The sequence below is a fragment of the Microbacterium lacus genome, assembly GCF_002812805.1.
GTDB lineage: Bacteria > Actinomycetota > Actinomycetes > Actinomycetales > Microbacteriaceae > Microbacterium > Microbacterium lacus_A.
In genome coordinates, this window is the sequence record NZ_NMUM01000030.1 from 54157 (window position 1) to 72804 (window position 18648).

Sequence of the window (18648 nt, forward strand, 5' to 3'; positions counted from 1 at the left end):
AGTCCCGGGACCCAAGGGCCCCGGTGGAGGACGCAAGACGCCGCTCCGCTGTCGAACATCGACCTTCACGCGGCGCATCACGGTCGATTTGCGACAGCGGAGCGAGGTGGGAAGGGGCTAGCGTCAGGTGCCGAGAGAGGCCAGGCGCTCTTCCTCGTCCGCCGCGATGCAGGAGTCGATGACGGGGCCGAGGGCGCCGTCCATGACCTGGTCGAGGTTGTAGGCCTTGTAGCCCGTCCGGTGATCCGCGATGCGGTTCTCGGGAAAGTTGTAGGTACGGATGCGCTCGGAGCGATCCATCCCGCGGATCTGCGACTTGCGGGCATCGGATGCCGCGGCCGCGATCTCTTCCTGCTGCCGCGCGAGGATCCGGGCGCGAAGAACGCGCATGCCGGCCTCGCGGTTCTGCAGCTGCGACTTCTCGTTCTGCATCGACACCACGATGCCCGTAGGCAGGTGCGTGATGCGGACCGCGGAGTCGGTTGTGTTGACGGACTGACCGCCGGGACCAGACGAGCGGAACACGTCGATCTTGAGGTCGTTCTGGTTGATCTCGACCTCGTCGGGCTCATCCACCTCGGGGAACACCAGCACGCCGGTCGTCGACGTGTGGATGCGACCCTGGGACTCGGTCGCCGGCACGCGCTGCACGCGGTGCACACCACCCTCGTATTTCAGGTGTGCCCAGACGCCCTGGGCGGGGTCGGCCGACGATCCCTTGATCGCGACCTGGACGTCCTTGTACCCGCCGAGGTCGGACTCGGTGCGCTCGAGCAGCTCGGTCTTCCAGCCCTTCGAAGCGGCGTACTGGATGTACATCCGCAGCAGATCCGCCGCGAAGAGCGCGCTCTCCGCGCCGCCCTCACCGCCCTTGATCTCCATGATCACGTCGCGTGCGTCGTCGGGGTCGCGCGGAATCAGCAACCGCCGCAAGCGTTCCTGCGTCGCCTCGACGCGCTCCTCGAGCCCGGGCACCTCTTCGGCGAAGGCTGAATCCTCGCGCGCGAGTTCACGCGCGGCCGCGAGATCATCGGTCGCCGCGGTCCACGCGTCGTACGCGGCCACGATCCGGCTCAGCTCGGCGTAGCGTCGGTTGACGCGTTTCGCACGGCCAGCATCGGCGTGCACGGCGGGGTCGGAGAGTTCCTCCTGCACCCGCCGGTGCTCGTCGATCAGTCCGCGAACGGAGTCGAAAATCCCGGGGTCGGCCACGGCGGACCCGATCAGCGGATGTTGTTGTCGTGCCCGTGGCTGCTGCCGTGCGCGCCCTGCGTGGGTGCCGGGATCGACTTCTGCATCTGCACGAGGAACTCGACGTTCGACTGCGTCTCTTTCAGCTTGCCGAGCACGACCTCGAGGGCCTGCTGCGGGTCGAGACCCGCGAGCGCACGACGCAGCTTCCACGTGATCTTGACCTCGTCGGCCGAGAGCAGCATCTCTTCACGACGCGTGGAGGATGCGTTCACATCGACCGCCGGGAAGATGCGCTTGTCGGCGAGCTGACGGCTCAGGCGCAGTTCGCTGTTGCCCGTTCCCTTGAACTCTTCGAAGATGACCTCGTCCATCTTGGACCCGGTCTCGACGAGCGCGGTCGCGAGGATCGTGAGCGATCCGCCGTTCTCGATGTTGCGCGCGGCGCCGAAGAAGCGCTTGGGCGGATACAGAGCCGAAGCATCCACGCCACCGCTCAGCACGCGACCCGAGGTCGGCGCCGAGATGTTGTAGGCACGGCCGAGACGCGTGATCGAGTCGAGCAGCACGACGACGTCGTGACCGAGCTCGACGAGACGTTTGGCGCGCTCGATGGCGAGTTCGGCAACCGTCGTGTGGTCTTCGGCGGGGCGGTCGAACGTCGAGGCGATGACCTCGCCGCGAACCGTCCGCTGCATGTCGGTGACCTCTTCCGGACGCTCGTCGACGAGAACGACCATGAGGTGAACCTCGGGGTTGTTCGTCGCGATCGCGTTGGCGATCTGCTGCAGCACGATCGTCTTGCCCGCCTTGGGGGGCGCGACGATGAGACCGCGCTGACCCTTGCCGATGGGCGCGACGAGATCGATGATCCGCTGCGTCAGCTTCTCGGGTGCCGTCTCGAGACGCAGGCGGTCCTGCGGGTAGAGCGGCGTGAGCTTGCCGAATTCGACACGGGTCGCGGCGTCTTCGACCGACAGGCCGTTGATCGCGTCGACCTTGACGAGGGCGTTGTACTTCTGACGCCCCTGGTGCTCGCCCTCGCGGGGCTGCTTGATCGCACCGACGACCGCGTCACCCTTGCGCAGGTTGTACTTCTTGACCTGGCCGAGCGAGACGTAGACGTCGCTCGGGCCGGGCAGGTAGCCGGACGTGCGCACGAACGCGTAGTTGTCGAGGACGTCGAGGATGCCGGCGATCGGGATGAGAACGTCATCGTCGCCGATCTCGGTCTCGAACTCGTCCATGGGCGTGCCGGGTGAACGCTTGGTGCGACCGCGGCCGCGGCCACGACCGCCCTGGCCGTTGTCGTCGTCGTCCACGGGGCCGTTGTTCTGGGCCTGCGCGTTCTGACCACGCTGGTTCTGGTTGCCCTGGTTCTGGTTGCCCTGGGCATTCTGGCCGCGCTGGTTCTGGTTGCCCTGGGCATTCTGGCCGCCCTGGTTCTGGTTGCCCTGGGCGCTGTTCTGACCGCCCTGGTTCTGGTCGCCCTTGGCCTGACGGCCCTGGTTCTGGTTCGGGTTGCCCTGGTTCTGCTGGCCACCCTGGTCGCCCGAAGCGGCGGTGCCGTCCTGGCCATCCTGTGCGTCACGGCCACCGCGGCTGCGATTGCGGTTGCGGTTACGGCTCCGACGGCTGCCCGTCTGCTCGCCACCGTCGGCATCGTTCTGGCCGCCATCGGTCTGGCCACCGTCGTTCTGGCCGCCGTCGTTCTGAGCGGTGTCGTTCTGGGCGCTCTCGGTGGACGACGCGGATGCCTCGGCACCCTCGGCATCCGATCCCGCGGCTGCGGAATCGGCCGACGGCGCGACCGCCGGAGCCTCGTCGGTCGACGGGGTTGCGGTGGCCTCGGGCGCGTCGGCAACGGGGGCCGAGGCATCCGTCGTCGACAGCGCGGCGGCCGTGAGGGCCGCAGAAACCTGCGCCTCGACGTCGGCGTCCAGTGCCGACTGCGAGGTCTTCAGCGTGTGGCCGAGCTCTGCGGCCACGGCGATGACGCGCTTGGCGTCCACACCGAAATCGGCCGCGAGTTCGCGCACGCGCCGACGGTTCGAGACGCGCGCCGGCTTCGCAGCGCGCGAACGCTTCGAGGTGGGCGCCTCGTCCGGAGCGGATGCGTCGGCTTCGGCCGAACCCTGCTCGGGCGCCGCCTCGGCGGGCGCGCCATCCTGAGGCGCTGCGTCCTGAGGAGCTGCGTCCTGGGGCGCGGCGTCCTGGGTCGCGGCGTCCTGAGGCGCTGCCTCAGTGGTCTGTGCGCCCTCGGGCGCGGTGTCACCGGTCTGCTCACCCTGAATGGGGGTGGCGCCGGTCTGGATCTCGGAGATTGACTCCACGAGTACTCCCTTGCACGTGTGAATGAACACGACTGCATGCGATGTCGCCGCGGCGGACACCCGCCCACGCCGAAAGAATGGAGAAAGATTCGGGGGGCATGCAGTGCTTCGCAGATTGCGATCGGAGGCCAGATTCACGCGGCCGAAAACGGCTGTGTGGCACCCTCCGTGTGTTCCCTCACTGTAGCACCTTTGAAGTCGACGGCCAGCATGAGGGCCTCCCACGCGGTGTCGGCCACGCGCGCCACGACGTCGGCCGCCTCGAGGCGTCGCCCCGGTCCGTCCGCAAGGACGAGGACGCTCGGACCCGCCCCCGAGACGACCGCGGCGAATCCGGCGAGACGCAGGGCCCGCACGATCCGCAGCGTCTCGGGCATGGCTTCGGCGCGGTAGTCCTGGTGCAGACGATCCTCGGTCGCGGCGAGCAGCAGCTCGGGGCTCTGGGTCAGCGCGGCGATGAGCAGGGCCGACCGCGAGACGTTGAAGACCGCATCCTCGCGCGGTACGTTCAGCGGCTGCAGGCTGCGAGCAAGGGACGTGGACATCGTGAAGCCCGGGACGAACACCAGGGGTGCGACACCGCGGTGCACCAGCAGCTTTTTGTGCTGCGGTCCATCCGGCGCGATCCACGCGATCGTCAGGCCGCCGAAAAGCGCGGGCGCGACGTTGTCGGGGTGGCCCTCGAGCTCGGTGGCGAGCCGGAGCAGGTCGTCGTCAGAAACGTCGACCCGTCCCTCCAGAAGCGAACGGGCGATGACGAGTCCGGAGACGACGGCGGCACCGGACGACCCCATACCGCGACCGTGCGGGATCGTGTTGTGTGCTTCGAGCCGCAGGCCCGGCATCTGCTGCCCGAACGCGTCGAACGCGTACTGGATCGAGCGGACCACCAGATTTGAGGCATCCCGCGCGACGTCTTCCGCGCCCTCGCCCTCGACGAGGACCTCGAGGCCGGGCTCGGGCAGCACGTTCTCAGGAAGTACGGTCACCACGATCTCGTCGTAGACGCTCAGCGCCAGCCCGAGTGTGTCGAATCCGGGGCCGAGGTTCGCGCTCGTCGCGGGAACACGCACCACGAAGGTCCGCGGGGCTGCATCGGTAGCCCGAAGGGCTGTGTTCACGCGGTTGCCCCACTCACGCGACGGGCTCGGCGACGAGGTCGAGCACGGAAGCGACTTCGGATGTCTCGGCATCGACCACGATCGGCTCCACCTGCGAGCCGTCAGCGCGACGAAGCGCCCACTGGGGGTCCTTGAGTCCGTGACCGGTGACCGTGAGCACGACGCGCGCGCCCTTCGGGATCACACCGGCCTCGACCCGGTCGAGCAGACCCGCGACGCTGATCGCCGAGGCGGGCTCGACGAAGATGCCGACCTCGCCCGAGAGCAACTTCTGGGCTGCGAGGATGCGGTCGTCGTCGATCGCGCCGAACCATCCGTCGCTCGCCTCGCGCGCCTCGAGTGCCAGCTCCCACGAGGCGGGGTTGCCGATGCGGATCGCGCTCGCGATGGTCTCGGGGTGGCGGACGACCTCACCGCGCACGAGCGGGGCGCTGCCCGCGGCCTGGAACCCGAACATGCGGGGCAGGCGCGTCGCGACACCGCGGTCGACCTCTTCGCGATAGCCGCGCGAGTAGGCCGTGTAGTTGCCGGCGTTGCCGACCGGGATGAGGTGGAAGTCCGGAGCGTCGCCGAGCTGCTCGACGACCTCGTAGGCGGCCGTCTTCTGACCCTCGATGCGGTCGGGGTTGACCGAGTTGACCAGGTGCACGGGATAGTTGTCGGCGAGCTCGCGCGCGATCTCGAGGCAGTCGTCGAAGTTTCCGCGGATCTGGATGAGCTTGCCGTTGTGCGCGACGGCCTGGCTGAGCTTGCCCATGGCGATCTTGCCCTCGGGCACCAGCACGGCCGCGGTGATGCCGGCGTGCGCGGCGTAGGCCGCAGCCGAGGCCGAGGTGTTACCTGTCGACGCGCAGATGACGGCCTTCGCCCCGTGCTCGACGGCTCGAGAGAGCGCGACGGTCATGCCGCGGTCCTTGAAGGATCCCGTCGGGTTCATGCCCTCGAACTTGACCCAGACATCCGTGCCCGTCATGCGCGAGAGTGCCGGAGCGGGCAGCAGCGGCGTGCCGCCTTCACCCAGGGTGACGACGGTCGACGCGTCAGTGACGCCCAGACGATCGGCGTATTCGCGGAGGACTCCGCGCCAGAGGTGTGCCATATCAGTCTCCTTCTACCCGCAGAACCGAAACCACGCGCTCGACGACGCCGCTGGCGGCGAGTCGGGCGACGGTGTCGCTGAGGTCCTGCTCGAGTGCCTTGTGTGTGCCGATCACGATGCGTGCGATGCCGGGGCCACCATCCGGGTCCGCGACGACCGTCTGCTCGACGGTCGCGATGGAGACCCGTCCCTCGCTGAGGATCCCGGCGACGGTGGCGAGCACGCCCGTCTCGTCGCTGACCTCGAGCGTGATCTGGTACCGCGTCGTGACGCGGCCGATCGGCAGGATGGGCAGGTTGGCGCGGGTGGACTCCCCCACCCCGACGCCGCCGGCGATGTGGTGGCGCGCTGCCGAGACGACATCGCCGAGAACGGCGGATGCTGTCTGCACTCCCCCGGCGCCCGCGCCGTAGAACATGAGGCTTCCTGCGGCTTCCGCCTCGACGAACACCGCGTTGTTGGCGCCGTGGACGCTCGCGAGCGGGTGCGTGCGGGGCACGAGTGCCGGGTAGACACGCACCGAGATCGCCTCAGCGGGTCCGGCGCCCGAGGCATCCTCGATCCGTTCGCATACGGCGAGGAGTTTGACGACGTATCCGGCGTGCCGCGCGGATTCGATCAGCGCGGCATCGACCGAGGTGATGCCCTCGCGGTGCACGGTGTCGAGCGGAACGCTGGTGTGGAACGCGAGGCTCGCGAGGATCGCGGCCTTCTGCGCGGCGTCGTACCCCTCGACGTCAGCCGTCGGATCGGCCTCGGCATAACCCAGGCGCTGCGCGTCGGCGAGAACCTCGGCGAAGTCTGCGCCCTCGGTGTCCATGCGATCGAGGATGTAGTTCGTGGTGCCGTTCACGATGCCCATGATGCGGCGCACGCGGTCACCCGCGAGGGAGTCGCGGAGCGGGCGAATGATGGGGATCGCGCCCGCGGCGGCGGCCTCGTAATAGACGGATGCTCCGACCTGGTCCGCCGCATCGTAGATCTCGGCGCCGTGGGTTGCGAGCAGCGCCTTGTTGGCCGTGACGACGTCCGCACCGGACGAGAGGGCGTGCAGGATCGACGTGCGGGCGGGCTCGAGCCCACCCATCAGCTCGATGACGATGTCCGAGCCGACGATCAGCGACTCGGCATCCGTTGTGAAGAGCTCGCGCGGCAGGTCCACGTCGCGCGGGGCGTCGACATCGCGCACGGCGATGCCGGCCAGCTCGAGGCGCGCACCGGCCCGGTCGGCCAGTTCATCGCCGTGGCGCAGCAGCAACCCGGCGACCTGCGAGCCCACGGCTCCGGCGCCGAGCAGCGCAACGCGCAGGGTGCGGTAGTCGGTCATCGGTCTCCCCTCCGACCCGCAAGCCCGGCGTCGCGGGAGAGTAGGTCGTCGATCGTCTCGCCGCGCACGATCACGCGCGACGCTCCGTTCCGGACGGCCACGATCGGCGGTCTCGGAACATGGTTGTAGTTGCTCGCGAGCGCGTAGCAGTAGGCCCCGGTCGCCGGCACGGCGAGCAGGTCGCCGGGTGCGACATCCGCGGGCAGGTATTCGGCGTCGACGACGATGTCGCCCGATTCGCAGTGCTTGCCGACGACGCGCACGAGGGCGGGCTCTGCCGTGCTGGTGCGGTCGGCGATGCGGGCCGAGAACTGCGCATCGTAGAGCGCGGGGCGCGGGTTGTCGCTCATGCCCCCGTCCACGCTCACGTAGCGACGCGTGGCCGATGCCGTGGAGCCGGCGGTGTCGGATGTCTCGACCGAGACATCCTTCGTCGTCCCGACCTCGTACAGCGTGACGCCCGCGGTACCCACGACGCTCCGGCCCGGCTCGAACGCGAGGGCCGGGATCGGGACGCCGAGCTTGTGGGCCTCGCTCGCGACGACCGACACGATGCCCTCGGAGAGCTCGCCGATCGGGGTCGGCTCGTCGGCCGAGGTATACGCGATGCCGAATCCCCCGCCGAGGTTGAGGACCGGGAGCGGCCCGCCCGGGAGGTCGGCAAGCACGCCGAGCAGGCGGGCCGCGGAGGCCCGGAAGCCGTCGGTGCCGAAGATCTGCGAACCGATGTGGCAGTGCAGCCCGACGAGGTTCAGTCCGGGCGTCGCGCGCACCCGGGCGACGAGCTCGGGGGCGAGTTCGAGGCCGAAGCCGAACTTCTGGTCTTCGTGCGAGGTCGCGAGGAAGTGGTGGGTCTCGGCGTGTACGCCCGTGTTCACGCGCAAGAGAACGTCTTGAGGGGCGCTCTCATTGCCGATGCGCTCAACGATGGCGGCGAGGCGGTCGAGCTCCCACACGCTGTCGATCACGATCGATCCGATGCCGACCTCGACCGCACGCTCGAGTTCGCCGACCGACTTGTTGTTGCCGTGGAACCCGAGCTGGGCAGCAGGCACACCGGCGGCGAGGGCGACCTCAAGCTCACCGCGCGTGCAGACGTCGACCCTCAGACCCTCTTCCATGACCCAGCGTGCGACCTCGCTCGACAGGAACGCCTTGCCGGCGTAGTACACGCGTGCCGTCGTGCCATGGCGCGCCGCCGCATCCTCGAAAGCCTCACGCGTGCGGCGAGCGCGAGCGCGCACCTCGTCCTCGTCGAGTACGAGCACCGGGGTGCCGTACTGCGCCGCGAGGTCGCGGACGGCGACGCCACCGAGTTCGAGCTGGCCGTCGTCCCGTCGATGCGCGGCGGCGGGCCACACATGCGGGGCCAGCGCATTCGCGTCGGCGGGCGGCACGAGCCATCCGGGGGCGAGCGGCGAGGCGACGGACACGAGCAGACCAATCGGGTGGATACGGCAAGGGATCAGCCGCGGGAAGCAGCGGGTGCCCGGGCGGAGGTTCTCACGCAGGGCGACGCTTGCAGTCTAGCCGCCAGCCCGCGCCGCTCCGTTTTCACCGCCGTCGGCGACGACGTCCCGCAACGGGGCGACATCCGGGCCGTCGGCCGATGCGAGGCGGTCCCGCCACCCCCGCCGGGTCGACTCATCGACGAACGCGGCGGCGACGCTGTCCTCGGCCATCCGATGCATGAGCCGATCGTCGAAGCCAAGATCCTCGCGGAGCACCTCTGCCTCTCTCGAAAGCATCGAACCCGTCTGGCGGGGGTTGTCATCGCCCAGCACGACACGGACACCGGCGCGCGCGAACCGGGCGGCTGGGTGGTCGTCGAGAGAGTCCACCGCCCCCGTGTACAGGTTCGATGTCGGGCAGACCTCGATGGCGATACCCCGCTCGACGAACCAGTCCATGAGCCCGGGTTCGCGAGCGATCCGTGCGCCGTGCCCGATGCGCGTCGCGCCGAGCAGTTCGACGGCTTCGACCGCCGCCCGTCCGGGCGCCGCCTCCGCGGCGTGACATGTCAGCCCGAGCCCGGCACTCCCGGCGATCGCGAACGCGTCGACATACCGTTCCAGCTCGGGAAACCTCTTCTCGTCGCCCGCCAGGTCGAAGCCCACGACGCCGCGGCCCGCGGCCCGCGCGGCCGCCCGTGCCACCGCCTCATTCGCCTCGGTCGGGTCGCTGCGGAGCGCCGCGACCACGACGCCCGCGGGCATCCGTGTCGCCGCGGCGCCGTCCGCCACCCCCCGGCAGACGGCCGCGATCACCGCATCCAGGTCTCCGCCGGAGACGTGCGAGGCCGGTCCGAAACGCAGCTCGAGGTAGTCCTCGCCGTCCGCGGCGGCGTCCTCCACGGCCTCACGGGCGATGCGTTCGAGGTAATCCAGGCGGGAGAAGAGCGGGAAGGACGACACGACCTTGACGAGATACTCGGTGAGATCCGCAGGCCGCTCCAGCTGCAGTGCCTGCGCCCAGTCGCGGTCGGCATCCGGCAGGCCCAGCTCTCGGGCGACCTGGGCGGCCGTCTCGGGCCGCACCCGTCCCTCGAGGTGCGAGTGCAGGTTGATGAGCAGGGTCCCACCCGTCCGAGGCGCGATGGGGCGAGCGGCATCGATCGCGACGATCATCAGCCGCACACGCCGGAGTCCTGGAGGGTGGGATCCACCAGGATGCCGCTGGCGATGTCGAAGTCCGCCACGACCCGCTCATCGACCACGGCGACGTCGGTCAGGGTGAGCCCGGCGGGCAGCGACGACGCGATACACACCTGCCACGTCTGCAGAACGACGTCGGCAAGCGCGCCGAACTGGTCGCGCAGGCCCTGCGCATCGGCGCTCGCGCCGGCGACCGACAGCGATGCTGGGGTGAGGGCGAGCGCGCCGGCCTGCGCCGAGGGTGTGAGACCCACGCCGACCGGTATAGCGACGCCGAACAGATTGAGGTCGATCGAGATCGCGACCTCGGACCCCGCGAGCGCGAGCGACTCCTCGGGGAACCCCTCGACGCCCGCGAGCAGCGTGCGCACCTGCTCTTGGTCGAGCGAAACCGTCGCCTCGGCCGAATCGAGCGGACCGTCCACGGCGAGTGGCACACCGCGCGCCGTGACATCAACATCTCCTGTAAAGCCCTGGAGCGAGACATCCTGTGCAGAGATCCGAACCTCGTCGAATCGACCCGAGATCAGCTGCGGGATGACGAGCCCCTCGACCTGCACCTCGGCTTGCTCGGCTGGGACGCCGAGCTCACTCGCGAGTGCCCCGCGCACGCCGCGCTCGACCAGGTCGCGCGCCAGCCACTCGCCGGCGAACGCGGCGCCGCCGAAGAGCACGATCACGACGACGAGCGAAACGATCCAGGGCCACAGCCGGCGCTTGCGCCGGGGCGGGGGCGCATCGTCCCAGTAGAGGGTCGGCGCGTCCTGCGGCGGCGTGGTCATCATTACATCCGTTCGGGCGCCGAGACGCCGAGCAGGTCGAGACCGTTGCGCAAGACCTGTCCGGTCGCGTCGTTCAGCCAGAGACGGGTGCGGTGGACGGGCTCGATCGGCGCATCGCCGAGCGGAATGACGCGGCAGTTGTCGTACCAGCGGTGGTACAGGCCTGCGAGCTCTTCGAGGTACCGGGCGACGCGATGCGGCTCCCGCACCTCGGCCGCGAATCCGACGATGCGCGGGAACTCCTGCAGCGCCCCGAGCAGCGCCGACTCGGTCTCGTGCGTCAGGAGTTCGGGGGCGAACTCGCTGCGATCGACACCCGAGTCTTGGGCGTTGCGGGCGACGTTGTGCGTGCGCGCGTGGGCGTACTGCACGTAGAAGACCGGGTTGTCGTTGGTGCGCTTGCGCAGAATCTCGGGGTCGAGCGTCAGGGGTGAGTCGGCCGGGTAACGCGCCAGGGAGTAGCGCAAGGCATCCGTCCCGATCCAGTCGCGCAGATCGTCGAGCTCGATGATGTTGCCGGCGCGCTTGCTGAGTCGCGCGCCGTTGATCGACACGAGCTGCCCGATGAGCACCTCGATGGCTGTGTCGGGGTCATCCCCCGCGGCTCCGGCGAGCGCCTTCAGACGGTGCACGTAACCGTGGTGGTCGGCGCCGAGCAGGTAGATCTTGTGCGCGTAGCCGCGGTCACCCTTGTTGAGGTAGTACGCGGCGTCGGCGGCGAAGTACGTGTACTCACCGTCGGACTTACGGATGACTCGGTCTTTGTCATCGCCGAAATCGGTCGTGCGCACCCACACCGCACCGTCCGCATCGAAGACGTGACCCTGTGCCCGCAGGCGATCGACGGCCTCGTCCACGAGGCTGGGCCCACCATCCGCGGGCTTGGCGTGCAGGGTCCGCTCGCTGAACCACACGTCGAAATGCACGTTGAACTTGACGAGCGAGCTCTGCAGATCGCCGAGCTGAAGAGCATAGGCGCGCTCGCGGGCGACCGCGAGCTGATCACCCTCGGGCAGGTCGAGCAGGCCGGGCTCTTCCGCGAGCACCCGCTGCGCCAGGTCCTGGATGTACGAGCCGGGGTAGCCGTCCTCGGGGGTGGGCTCGCCTTTCGCCGCGGCAAGGACGGACCCGCCGAAGCGGTCCATCTGCACACCCGCGTCGTTGATGTAGAACTCGCGGACGATGGTCGCACCACTGGCCGCGAGCACGCGCCCCATGGCGTCGCCGAGCGCAGCCCAGCGGGTATGCCCGATGTGCATGGGACCTGTGGGGTTGGCGCTGACGAACTCGAGGTTGATCGTGCTGCCGCGCTGCGACTCGTTCGTGCCGTATGCGGCCCCCGCCTCGACGATCGTGCGGGCGAGGGAACCTGCCGTGGCGGCATCGAGGGTGATGTTGATGAAACCCGGGCCCGCGACATCCACGCTCTCGATGCCCTCAGCCTGGGCGAGGGCTTCGGCGATCTCGCCTGCGAGCTCGCGCGGGTTCGCGCCGACGAGCTTCGCGAGCTTGAGGGCGGCGTTCGAGGCCCAGTCGCCGTGGTCGCGGTTCTTCGGACGCTCGACCGGAAGGTCCGCCGCGGTGAGCCCGTCGGTCGAACCCGGGCGTCGCGCCTCGGCGAGCGGGCGGACGACGGCGAGCAGGGCGGCGGAGAGATCCTCGGGGTTCATAGCTGGCCCAGTCTAGTTCGGCGCCCGTGTGGGCCTCGGTCGCGCTCGCCGTCGCGCGGACGGTCGCTGAGCTTGTCGAAGCGACCAGCGGAGTCCCTTCGACAAGCTCAGGGACCGCGAGGGTCAGCCGAGCTGCACAAGCTCCACGTGGTCGTCGGGGACGGATGCCTCGGCGAACGGATCCGCGGTCGGATCATCCGGGTCCGACGGGCCCGCGACATCCGGCACCACCCAGGCGTCGACGTGCAGGCGGTCGAGCCCGACCTGCGCGCCGTGGAAGCTGAGGAATGCGCAGTCCGCCGCGTCGCGCCCGGTCGCGATACGCACGAGCGAGCGCCGGTCGGCCAGTCGCGTGGCGTCGATGACGTACCAGGCCCCGTCGAGGTACGCCTCGGCCACGGCGTGGAAGTCCATGGGGGTGAGCCCCGGGGCGTAGCAAGCGGCGTAGCGGGCGGGCACGTCCATGGCCCGCAGCAGGGCGATCACGACGTGCGCGTAGTCGCGGCACACTCCCTGCCCGGTCATGAGCGTCGTGACGGCGCTGTCGGTGCCGAGGCTCAGCCCCGGCGTGTACGTCACCGACTGCTCGACGAAACGCGTTACCGCGGCGATCAGCTCAGCGCCCGCGAGGCCGGCGAACTGGTGGCGTGCCTGCGAGAACACCTCATCGGACTGGCAGTAGCGGCTCGGACGCAGGTAGATGATGCTGTCGAGCTCGCTCGTGCGCGCCGGTCCGGTCTGCCCCTCGACGACGGCCTCGTACCGCACGCGCAGGGGGCCGGGCTCGCCGGTGAATCGGTGCAGGCGGGTGCCGTCCTGGTCGATGATCTCGGTCGGGGTGTACACCAGATCGTCCCGTGTGAAGGTCAAGATCTCGCTCGCGAGGGGCACCTGGCGCGCGGTCGTCAACGAGAAGATCAGGTCGGCGGGGCCGGCCAGATCGAGGTCGAGTTCTGCGGTGACGATGCGCTGCACCGAGACATCCTCGCACGCGCGCGTGACGCCCCCGCGCGCCCTTGCGGAGCCCGCGCCTGTGCCGGTTCGATGGCCACGCGCACGCCCGTGTGACGCCCGCCGCTGCTCGCCGGGCGACGCGGTGCAGACCTCCTCTCCCTCGCCTGAGCGGAGGGAATCTGCCGAGCGGAGGGAGGAAAGCGCGGGATCGGCCCTCCTCTCGGCAGATCTCCTCCCCTCAGCGGAGGAGACCCACCCGAGCGGGCCCCGACGACGCACGACGACTACCGTGGCATCTGCACATAATTCCGTGACTTACCCTCTATTCATGCCCGAAGCTTCCCGCCGTCCGCGCGTGCGCGTCGGCGTGGTCTGGGCGATGGCCGCGGCGGTCGTGGCAGCCGCCGTGATCGGCGCCTGGCAGCCGTGGCAGCGCCCCACGCCTGCTTCCGATGTTGCGGGCGGCGCCGGACTCCAGAACGCCGGAACGGATGCCTCGGCCCCGGCCGCCCTGACCATTCCGTCCGATGCGACGGTGCTCGTGTTCGGCGACTCGTGGACGTACGGTTCCGCGGCGAGTGACCCGACTCTCGGCTACGCGTACGAGCTCGGACGCCGGACCGGCTGGACGACCGTCGTCGACGGTGTGCGCGGCAGCGGGTACCTGAAGCCGGGCATCGACGGACCGTCCTTCGGCGAGCGCATCGCGGCACTCGATCCCGAGCTCGATCCCGACCTGATCATCGTGCAGGGGTCGATCAACGATCGGCTGCTCGTCGCGAAGAGCGACTATGCCGGCGCCGTGAATGCGGCCTGGGACGCGCTTTCCGCAACGTATCCGGATGCTTCGATCGTCGTGCTGGGACCTGCCCCTCAGGTGCTTCCGGTCGAGGGCGGCACGGCCCTGATCGACGCGGAGCTCTCACGCTTGGCCGCCGAACGGGGCTGGTGGTACATCTCCCCCATCGACGACACGTGGATCGTCGCGTCGAACTATTTCGATGTCATCGACACGGGCGTCGGCAGGAATCATCCGTCCACCGCCGGTCACGCGTACCTCGCGGAGCGATTGGCGCAGGCGCTCGCCGAGCGGATGGCTGTGGTCGAGGCCGTCGCCGAGACCCCCGCGCCGACCGACGGTTGACCGGGCTTTCGTTACGCTTCGCCTGCACCGGAAGGCGCTCCGCCGGGTGATAACCTCGATCGGTACGCCTCCGTAGCTCAGGGGATAGAGCGTTGGTTTCCGGTACCAAAGGTCGCTGGTTCGATTCCAGTCGGGGGCACTGCACAGAAGTCCCGGGTTTTCACCCGGGACTTCTTCGTTTTCGGGCGCTCGTACCAGGACGCGTTTGAACTGGGGCACCGAAAGCGTTGCGGGGCAGGTTTCACCCTGCCCCGCAACACCTCAGGTGCCCCACTTCGAGCCAGACTCCGGGGAAGCGGAACCGCTCCACCGAGAACGAGCGCGGCGGCGAGGCCGATCACAGCCGCCCGCGGTACACGGCGACGATTCGGCCGGGCACTGGCTGTGTCGGCGCGGGCCAGGGCCAGCACTGCCGCGCCTCACGGGTTGGGGTTGACGCTCAGATTCTCGTCGAGTTCGATCCATCCTTCGGGGGCCGAGCCAGGGGGACCGATCTGCGCCTCAAGGAGTCCGGGAGCACTCGTCCGGATCCAGTACCCCCATAGCGTGATGCCTCCGCAGCCCGTGTATCCGTCGGTGCGGTCGCGCACATCGATGACCATGCAGATCGAGCCCTCATCAACACCCCGGACGATCCAGTAATCGATGTCGTCATGCGTTCCGACGTAGCGGGAGGTCTCGGGTCGCAGATTGTCATACCCGCCGTCGAGCTTCTCGGCAGGAAGCTCGTCTTGCGCGGTCCGAGGCCGTGCATAGGCCGCGATGTCGGAGAACGGCTCGGCGTCCTCAGTCATCGAGCCGGATGGCGCCGGCGCTGGAACCGCAGGCGCGACGCTCCCCCGCCCGAGCATCCCCGACGCGAATGCTGCACCGACCGCGATACCCGCGACCACGACCACCGCAGAGACGCTGACGGCCACGCGCGCACGGCGCCGACGGATGCTGTCGGCCCGCGCCGCGCCGGCGAGCACCAGCCCGCGCATCTCGGCCTTCTCGTCCGGGCCCAGTACTGTTCGATCGTCCATGTCAGCTCTCCCACATCGGGATGATGTCGTCCCGCAACCGGGCTTTCGCCCGTGCAAGACGCGACTTCACCGTGCCGACCGGGATGCCCAGCGCGGCAGCGGTGTCCTTCTCCGGATAGCCCTCGAGAATCGTCAGCACGACGACCTCGCGCTCGCGCGTCGGCAGCCCCTGCAGCGCGCCGAGGAGTCCGGATTCGTCGGCGATGACCGGTGCCGGGACATCCTCCGCTCGCGGCGTCCGGGCGAGCAGGTTCCGATACCGGCGCGCCGATCTCTCCAGATTCCGCGCCGCGTTACTGACGGTGTTCAGCAGCCACGGCAGGGGCGACCCATCGACCAGACGCACCGAACGACGCTTGCGCCACAGTTCTGAGAACGCGATGACCACGGCATCCTTCGCATCCTCGCGGATGCTCAGAAAGCGCGAAGCGTGCCGAAATAGCCGGTCGCCGTGCGGTCGAACAGTCGGGCCAGCGCAGCCTCGTCGTCCGCGCAGACACCCGCCCAGTCGTGTCGGTCTTCGTCGCTCATACCCGGTTATGTCCGGCCGACCCGAAAAGGTTCACGGCGTCTGAAATCCAACAAAGCGTCAGACGAGGAACAACCCGTCGAGCACTCCAGGGTTGTGCGCGTGCACCAGCACCAGGAAGACGACCGCGTCGAACAACAGGTGCACCGTGACGACGTACGCCAGCGACCGGGTCTTCAGGAAGATGAAGCCCTGCAGAAGGGCGAACGGGATCGTCAGCAGCGGACCCCACGCCTGGTACCCGAGCTCCCACAGGAACGAGACGAACACGATCGCCTGCAGCCCGTTCGCGACCCACATCGGGAAATGACGACGCAGCAGCACGAAGACCGTGCAGATGAAGAAGAGCTCATCCCAGATGCCGACCGCGCCCACGCCCGCGAACAGGCGCGCGATCAGCTCGGGCGTGTTCACGACGGGCCAGTTCGTGTAGACGCCCGAGGTGATGAAGTAGAAGGGCAGGATGAGCCATCCGAGCGCCAGCACGACGACGAGCCACGTCCACTGGAACGTCGTCCACCTGCCGCCTCCGCGCCAGGGGAACCGGATCGCATAGTCCCGGTAGACGTAGCGCGAGATCAGATACGGCACGAGCACCGCGCCGCCCAGCGCGAGCGTGAAGCGCACCATCGCCCAGTTGTCGAGTTCGGCCTTCAACGGAATGACGCTGACGATGAGCATCCCGATCGCGATCAGCGACAGGTCGCGGACGAGGCTCGGCGGACGAGTAACGCCTCCAGCGGCGTGCGGGTCCGAGAGGGAATCGGATGCCTCCGCGGAACCCCGACCATCCAGGCGACCGCGCAGCAGCCAGGCGAGCAGCATCCCGAGGGCCAAAAGCGCCCAGCCGAGCCACGCGATCTGCAAGACGAAGAGGGCGGGGGCCGCGAGACAGATCACGAGCGCCGGCAGCAGCCCGATCCAGACCGTCGGACGGACGGGAGCGTTCTTATCGGTGAGCGCAGGCATCGGAACCAGTCTCTCAGACGGTGCGCGATCCCGAGTGAGCGCGCATCGGGCAGCTACGCAGAGACGCGCCGATAGGCCAGATCACGGATGGCCCGACCCGCCCGGATTCCCTTGCGCTCGAACGCGGTCATGACGCGTCCGTCGAACCTCTCGGCCCAGTCGCCGTCGAACGCGCGCTCGAAGTGCGGCGAGGCATCGAGCGCGACACGCATTCCACGCGCGTAGTCTTCCCAGTCGGTCGCCATACGCAGTATGGCCCCGGGCGCGAGGGCGCGGGCGGCGGCGTCCGCGAATTCTTCCGTCACGAGCCGGCGCTTGGTGTGCTTGTTCTTGTGCCACGGGTCGGGGAAGAACACCCACAGTTCGGCGACGGATGCCTCGGGCAGCAGAGTCGTCAGCACCTCGGGCGCGTTCGCCTCGATGACCCGGATGTTGCGAGCACCCTCGCGCTCGGCGTCGAGCATCGTGCGGGCAAGCCCCGCGCGGAACACCTCGACGGCGAGGAAGTCGGTTTCGGGATGCGCGAGCGCCGCCGCGATGATCGCGTGGCCCTGCCCCGACCCGACCTCGACGATCAGGGGGGCTGTGCGCCCGTAAACCTTGGCCGGGTCCAGGCGAGCATCACGATGGACGGACGTCTCGGCGTTGCCGCGCTCAACGTCGATCAGGTAGGCGGGGGCGAGCTCGATCCAGGCGCGCTCCTGACCGTCCGACATCCGGCCGCCCCGCCGGACGAACGAAACCGGCTTGTCTCGGAAGGTGGGTTCGTCGGGTTCGGTCACACTCTCCAGGCTATCGAGCCCCGGCATCCGTCCCCCGCCGCGCCCGTCGGCCCGCGGGCGCTACCAACTCCGCCGAAACACCCTTTCTGCGGCGAAACACCCCCAGGCACAGGGTGTTTCGGCGCAGATGAGGTGTTTCGCCGCCTCGAGGGCCGCCGGGAGGGCCAGGGAGGGGCGCACGCCGACGTCTCAGGACGTGACGAAGTCGATGAGTTCTTCGACGCGGCCGAGCAGGGCGGGCTCGAGGTCGCGGTACGACGACACCGCGCCCAGCACCCGGCGCCACGCGCGAGCCAGGTCGGCGGGAGTTTCGGCCGGCCAGCCCAAGCCTCGGCAGATGCCCGTCTTCCAGTCGATCCCCCGCGGAACCTCGGGCCACGCCCGGATACCCAGTGCCTGCGGCGTGACGCACTGCCAGACGTCGACGAACGGATGCCCCACGATCAGCATGTGCGCGCCGTGCGGCCCGCGCGCCACGGCGTCGGCGATCCGCGCCTCTTTCGAGCCCGGCACGAGGTGGTCGACAAGCACCCCGTAGCGGCGCTTCGCGGACGGCGGCTCGGCGGCGAGCATCGCGTCGAGCAGGTCGACACCCTCGAGATACTCGACGACGACGCCCTCGATGCGGAGGTCATCGCCCCAGACCTTCTCAACCAGTTCGGCATCGTGCCGACCCTCGACGAGGATCCGGCTCGGCAGCGCGACCCGGGCCCGGGCGTCGGCGACCGCGAAAGAACCCGACGCCGTGCGGGCGGTCGCCGGCCGGGCGGCAGGCGCGGAAGGCGCCGGCGGTCCGAGCTCGACAAGCTGACCATCCACCATGAATCCGGGGCCCAGGGGGAACAGGCGACGACGCCCATGCCGGTCCTCGAGCTCGACGTGGCCGGACTTCACGCCGGTCACGGCGCCGCACCATCCGTCCGTAGCGACCTCGACGACCAGGTCGCGTTCGGCGGCTACCCGCGGCACGCGGCGGGCGTTCTTGTCCCGCCATCCCGCGGCGAGCACGTCCGTTCCGTACCTGTCGTCCATGTCGCCTTCCGGGGGTCTCGCGGGTCGGGCGGGTGG

16 protein-coding genes and 1 tRNA gene are annotated in these 18648 nt (G+C 69.3%); 2 read left to right on the top strand and 15 right to left on the bottom strand.

Features of this window, described 5'->3' with window-relative positions; translation table 11 throughout:
* Window positions 1-123 precede the first annotated feature (123 nt).
* The 10 genes from prfA to CGU34_RS10320 all read right to left on the bottom strand — a co-directional run bounded on the left by prfA (window position 124) and on the right by CGU34_RS10320 (window position 13152).
* Window positions 124-1197 (bottom strand): peptide chain release factor 1, encoded by a 1074-nt coding sequence (gene prfA / locus CGU34_RS10275; RefSeq protein WP_100814228.1) that lies wholly within the window; start codon window positions 1195-1197, stop codon window positions 124-126.
* A 26-nt stretch (window positions 1198-1223) separates the two neighbouring features.
* The gene (rho, locus tag CGU34_RS10280; RefSeq protein ID WP_036298845.1) at window positions 1224-3524 is read right to left on the bottom strand and encodes a transcription termination factor Rho; all 2301 of its coding nucleotides are present in this window, start codon (window positions 3522-3524) and stop codon (window positions 1224-1226) included.
* A gap of 134 nt (window positions 3525-3658) precedes the next feature.
* Entirely contained in the window at window positions 3659-4645 is a 987-nt protein-coding gene (gene thrB / locus CGU34_RS10285; RefSeq protein ID WP_036298836.1) for a homoserine kinase, read from the bottom strand.
* Between the two features lie 13 nt (window positions 4646-4658).
* Window positions 4659-5744, bottom strand: a complete 1086-nt coding sequence (thrC, locus tag CGU34_RS10290; protein WP_036298838.1) for a threonine synthase — start codon at window positions 5742-5744, stop codon at window positions 4659-4661.
* Window position 5745: 1 nt separating this feature from the next.
* On the bottom strand, window positions 5746-7071 hold the full coding sequence (locus tag CGU34_RS10295) for a homoserine dehydrogenase (RefSeq protein WP_036298840.1): 1326 nt from the start codon (window positions 7069-7071) through the stop codon (window positions 5746-5748).
* Window positions 7068-8504, bottom strand: coding sequence for a diaminopimelate decarboxylase (gene lysA / locus CGU34_RS10300; RefSeq protein WP_036298842.1), 1437 nt, complete (start codon window positions 8502-8504; stop codon window positions 7068-7070). The genes CGU34_RS10295 and lysA overlap by 4 nt, the downstream gene beginning before the upstream one ends.
* Window positions 8505-8597: 93 nt before the next feature.
* The gene (gene add / locus CGU34_RS10305) at window positions 8598-9698 is read right to left on the bottom strand and encodes an adenosine deaminase (RefSeq protein WP_157811277.1); all 1101 of its coding nucleotides are present in this window, start codon (window positions 9696-9698) and stop codon (window positions 8598-8600) included.
* Window positions 9698-10507: an LmeA family phospholipid-binding protein gene (locus tag CGU34_RS10310; protein ID WP_232711635.1), complete on the bottom strand. Its 810-nt coding sequence runs from the start codon at window positions 10505-10507 to the stop codon at window positions 9698-9700. Before CGU34_RS10310 ends, add begins: the two co-directional genes overlap by 1 nt.
* Before the next feature lie 2 nt (window positions 10508-10509).
* The gene (gene argS, locus CGU34_RS10315) at window positions 10510-12177 is read right to left on the bottom strand and encodes an arginine--tRNA ligase (protein ID WP_036298855.1); all 1668 of its coding nucleotides are present in this window, start codon (window positions 12175-12177) and stop codon (window positions 10510-10512) included.
* 123 nt (window positions 12178-12300) lie between these two features.
* Window positions 12301-13152: a transglutaminase-like domain-containing protein gene (locus CGU34_RS10320; protein WP_036298858.1), complete on the bottom strand. Its 852-nt coding sequence runs from the start codon at window positions 13150-13152 to the stop codon at window positions 12301-12303.
* A 307-nt stretch (window positions 13153-13459) separates the two neighbouring features.
* On the opposite strand from CGU34_RS10320, the gene CGU34_RS10325 reads away from it, so the two are divergent.
* Together CGU34_RS10325 and CGU34_RS10330 are read left to right on the top strand one after the other, a co-directional pair.
* Window positions 13460-14275: an SGNH/GDSL hydrolase family protein gene (locus tag CGU34_RS10325; RefSeq protein ID WP_051513525.1), complete on the top strand. Its 816-nt coding sequence runs from the start codon at window positions 13460-13462 to the stop codon at window positions 14273-14275.
* Between the two features lie 66 nt (window positions 14276-14341).
* Window positions 14342-14414: transfer RNA gene (locus tag CGU34_RS10330), tRNA-Arg, on the top strand.
* Window positions 14415-14694: 280 nt separating this feature from the next.
* On the opposite strand, the gene CGU34_RS10335 is transcribed toward CGU34_RS10330, so the two are convergent.
* From CGU34_RS10335 to CGU34_RS10355, 5 genes are all read right to left on the bottom strand, one after another.
* Window positions 14695-15300: a hypothetical protein gene (locus tag CGU34_RS10335; protein WP_036300627.1), complete on the bottom strand. Its 606-nt coding sequence runs from the start codon at window positions 15298-15300 to the stop codon at window positions 14695-14697.
* Window position 15301: 1 nt separating this feature from the next.
* Entirely contained in the window at window positions 15302-15718 is a 417-nt protein-coding gene (locus CGU34_RS10340; protein ID WP_332870622.1) for an RNA polymerase sigma factor, read from the bottom strand.
* 171 nt (window positions 15719-15889) lie between these two features.
* Complete coding sequence (locus tag CGU34_RS10345; protein WP_036300626.1) at window positions 15890-16798, bottom strand: CPBP family intramembrane glutamic endopeptidase; 909 nt, start codon at window positions 16796-16798, stop codon at window positions 15890-15892.
* 53 nt (window positions 16799-16851) lie between these two features.
* Entirely contained in the window at window positions 16852-17607 is a 756-nt protein-coding gene (trmB, locus tag CGU34_RS10350) for a tRNA (guanosine(46)-N7)-methyltransferase TrmB (RefSeq protein WP_100814051.1), read from the bottom strand.
* A gap of 162 nt (window positions 17608-17769) precedes the next feature.
* The gene (locus CGU34_RS10355; RefSeq protein ID WP_100814052.1) at window positions 17770-18612 is read right to left on the bottom strand and encodes a DUF3097 family protein; all 843 of its coding nucleotides are present in this window, start codon (window positions 18610-18612) and stop codon (window positions 17770-17772) included.
* Between the last annotated feature and the right edge of the window lie 36 nt (window positions 18613-18648).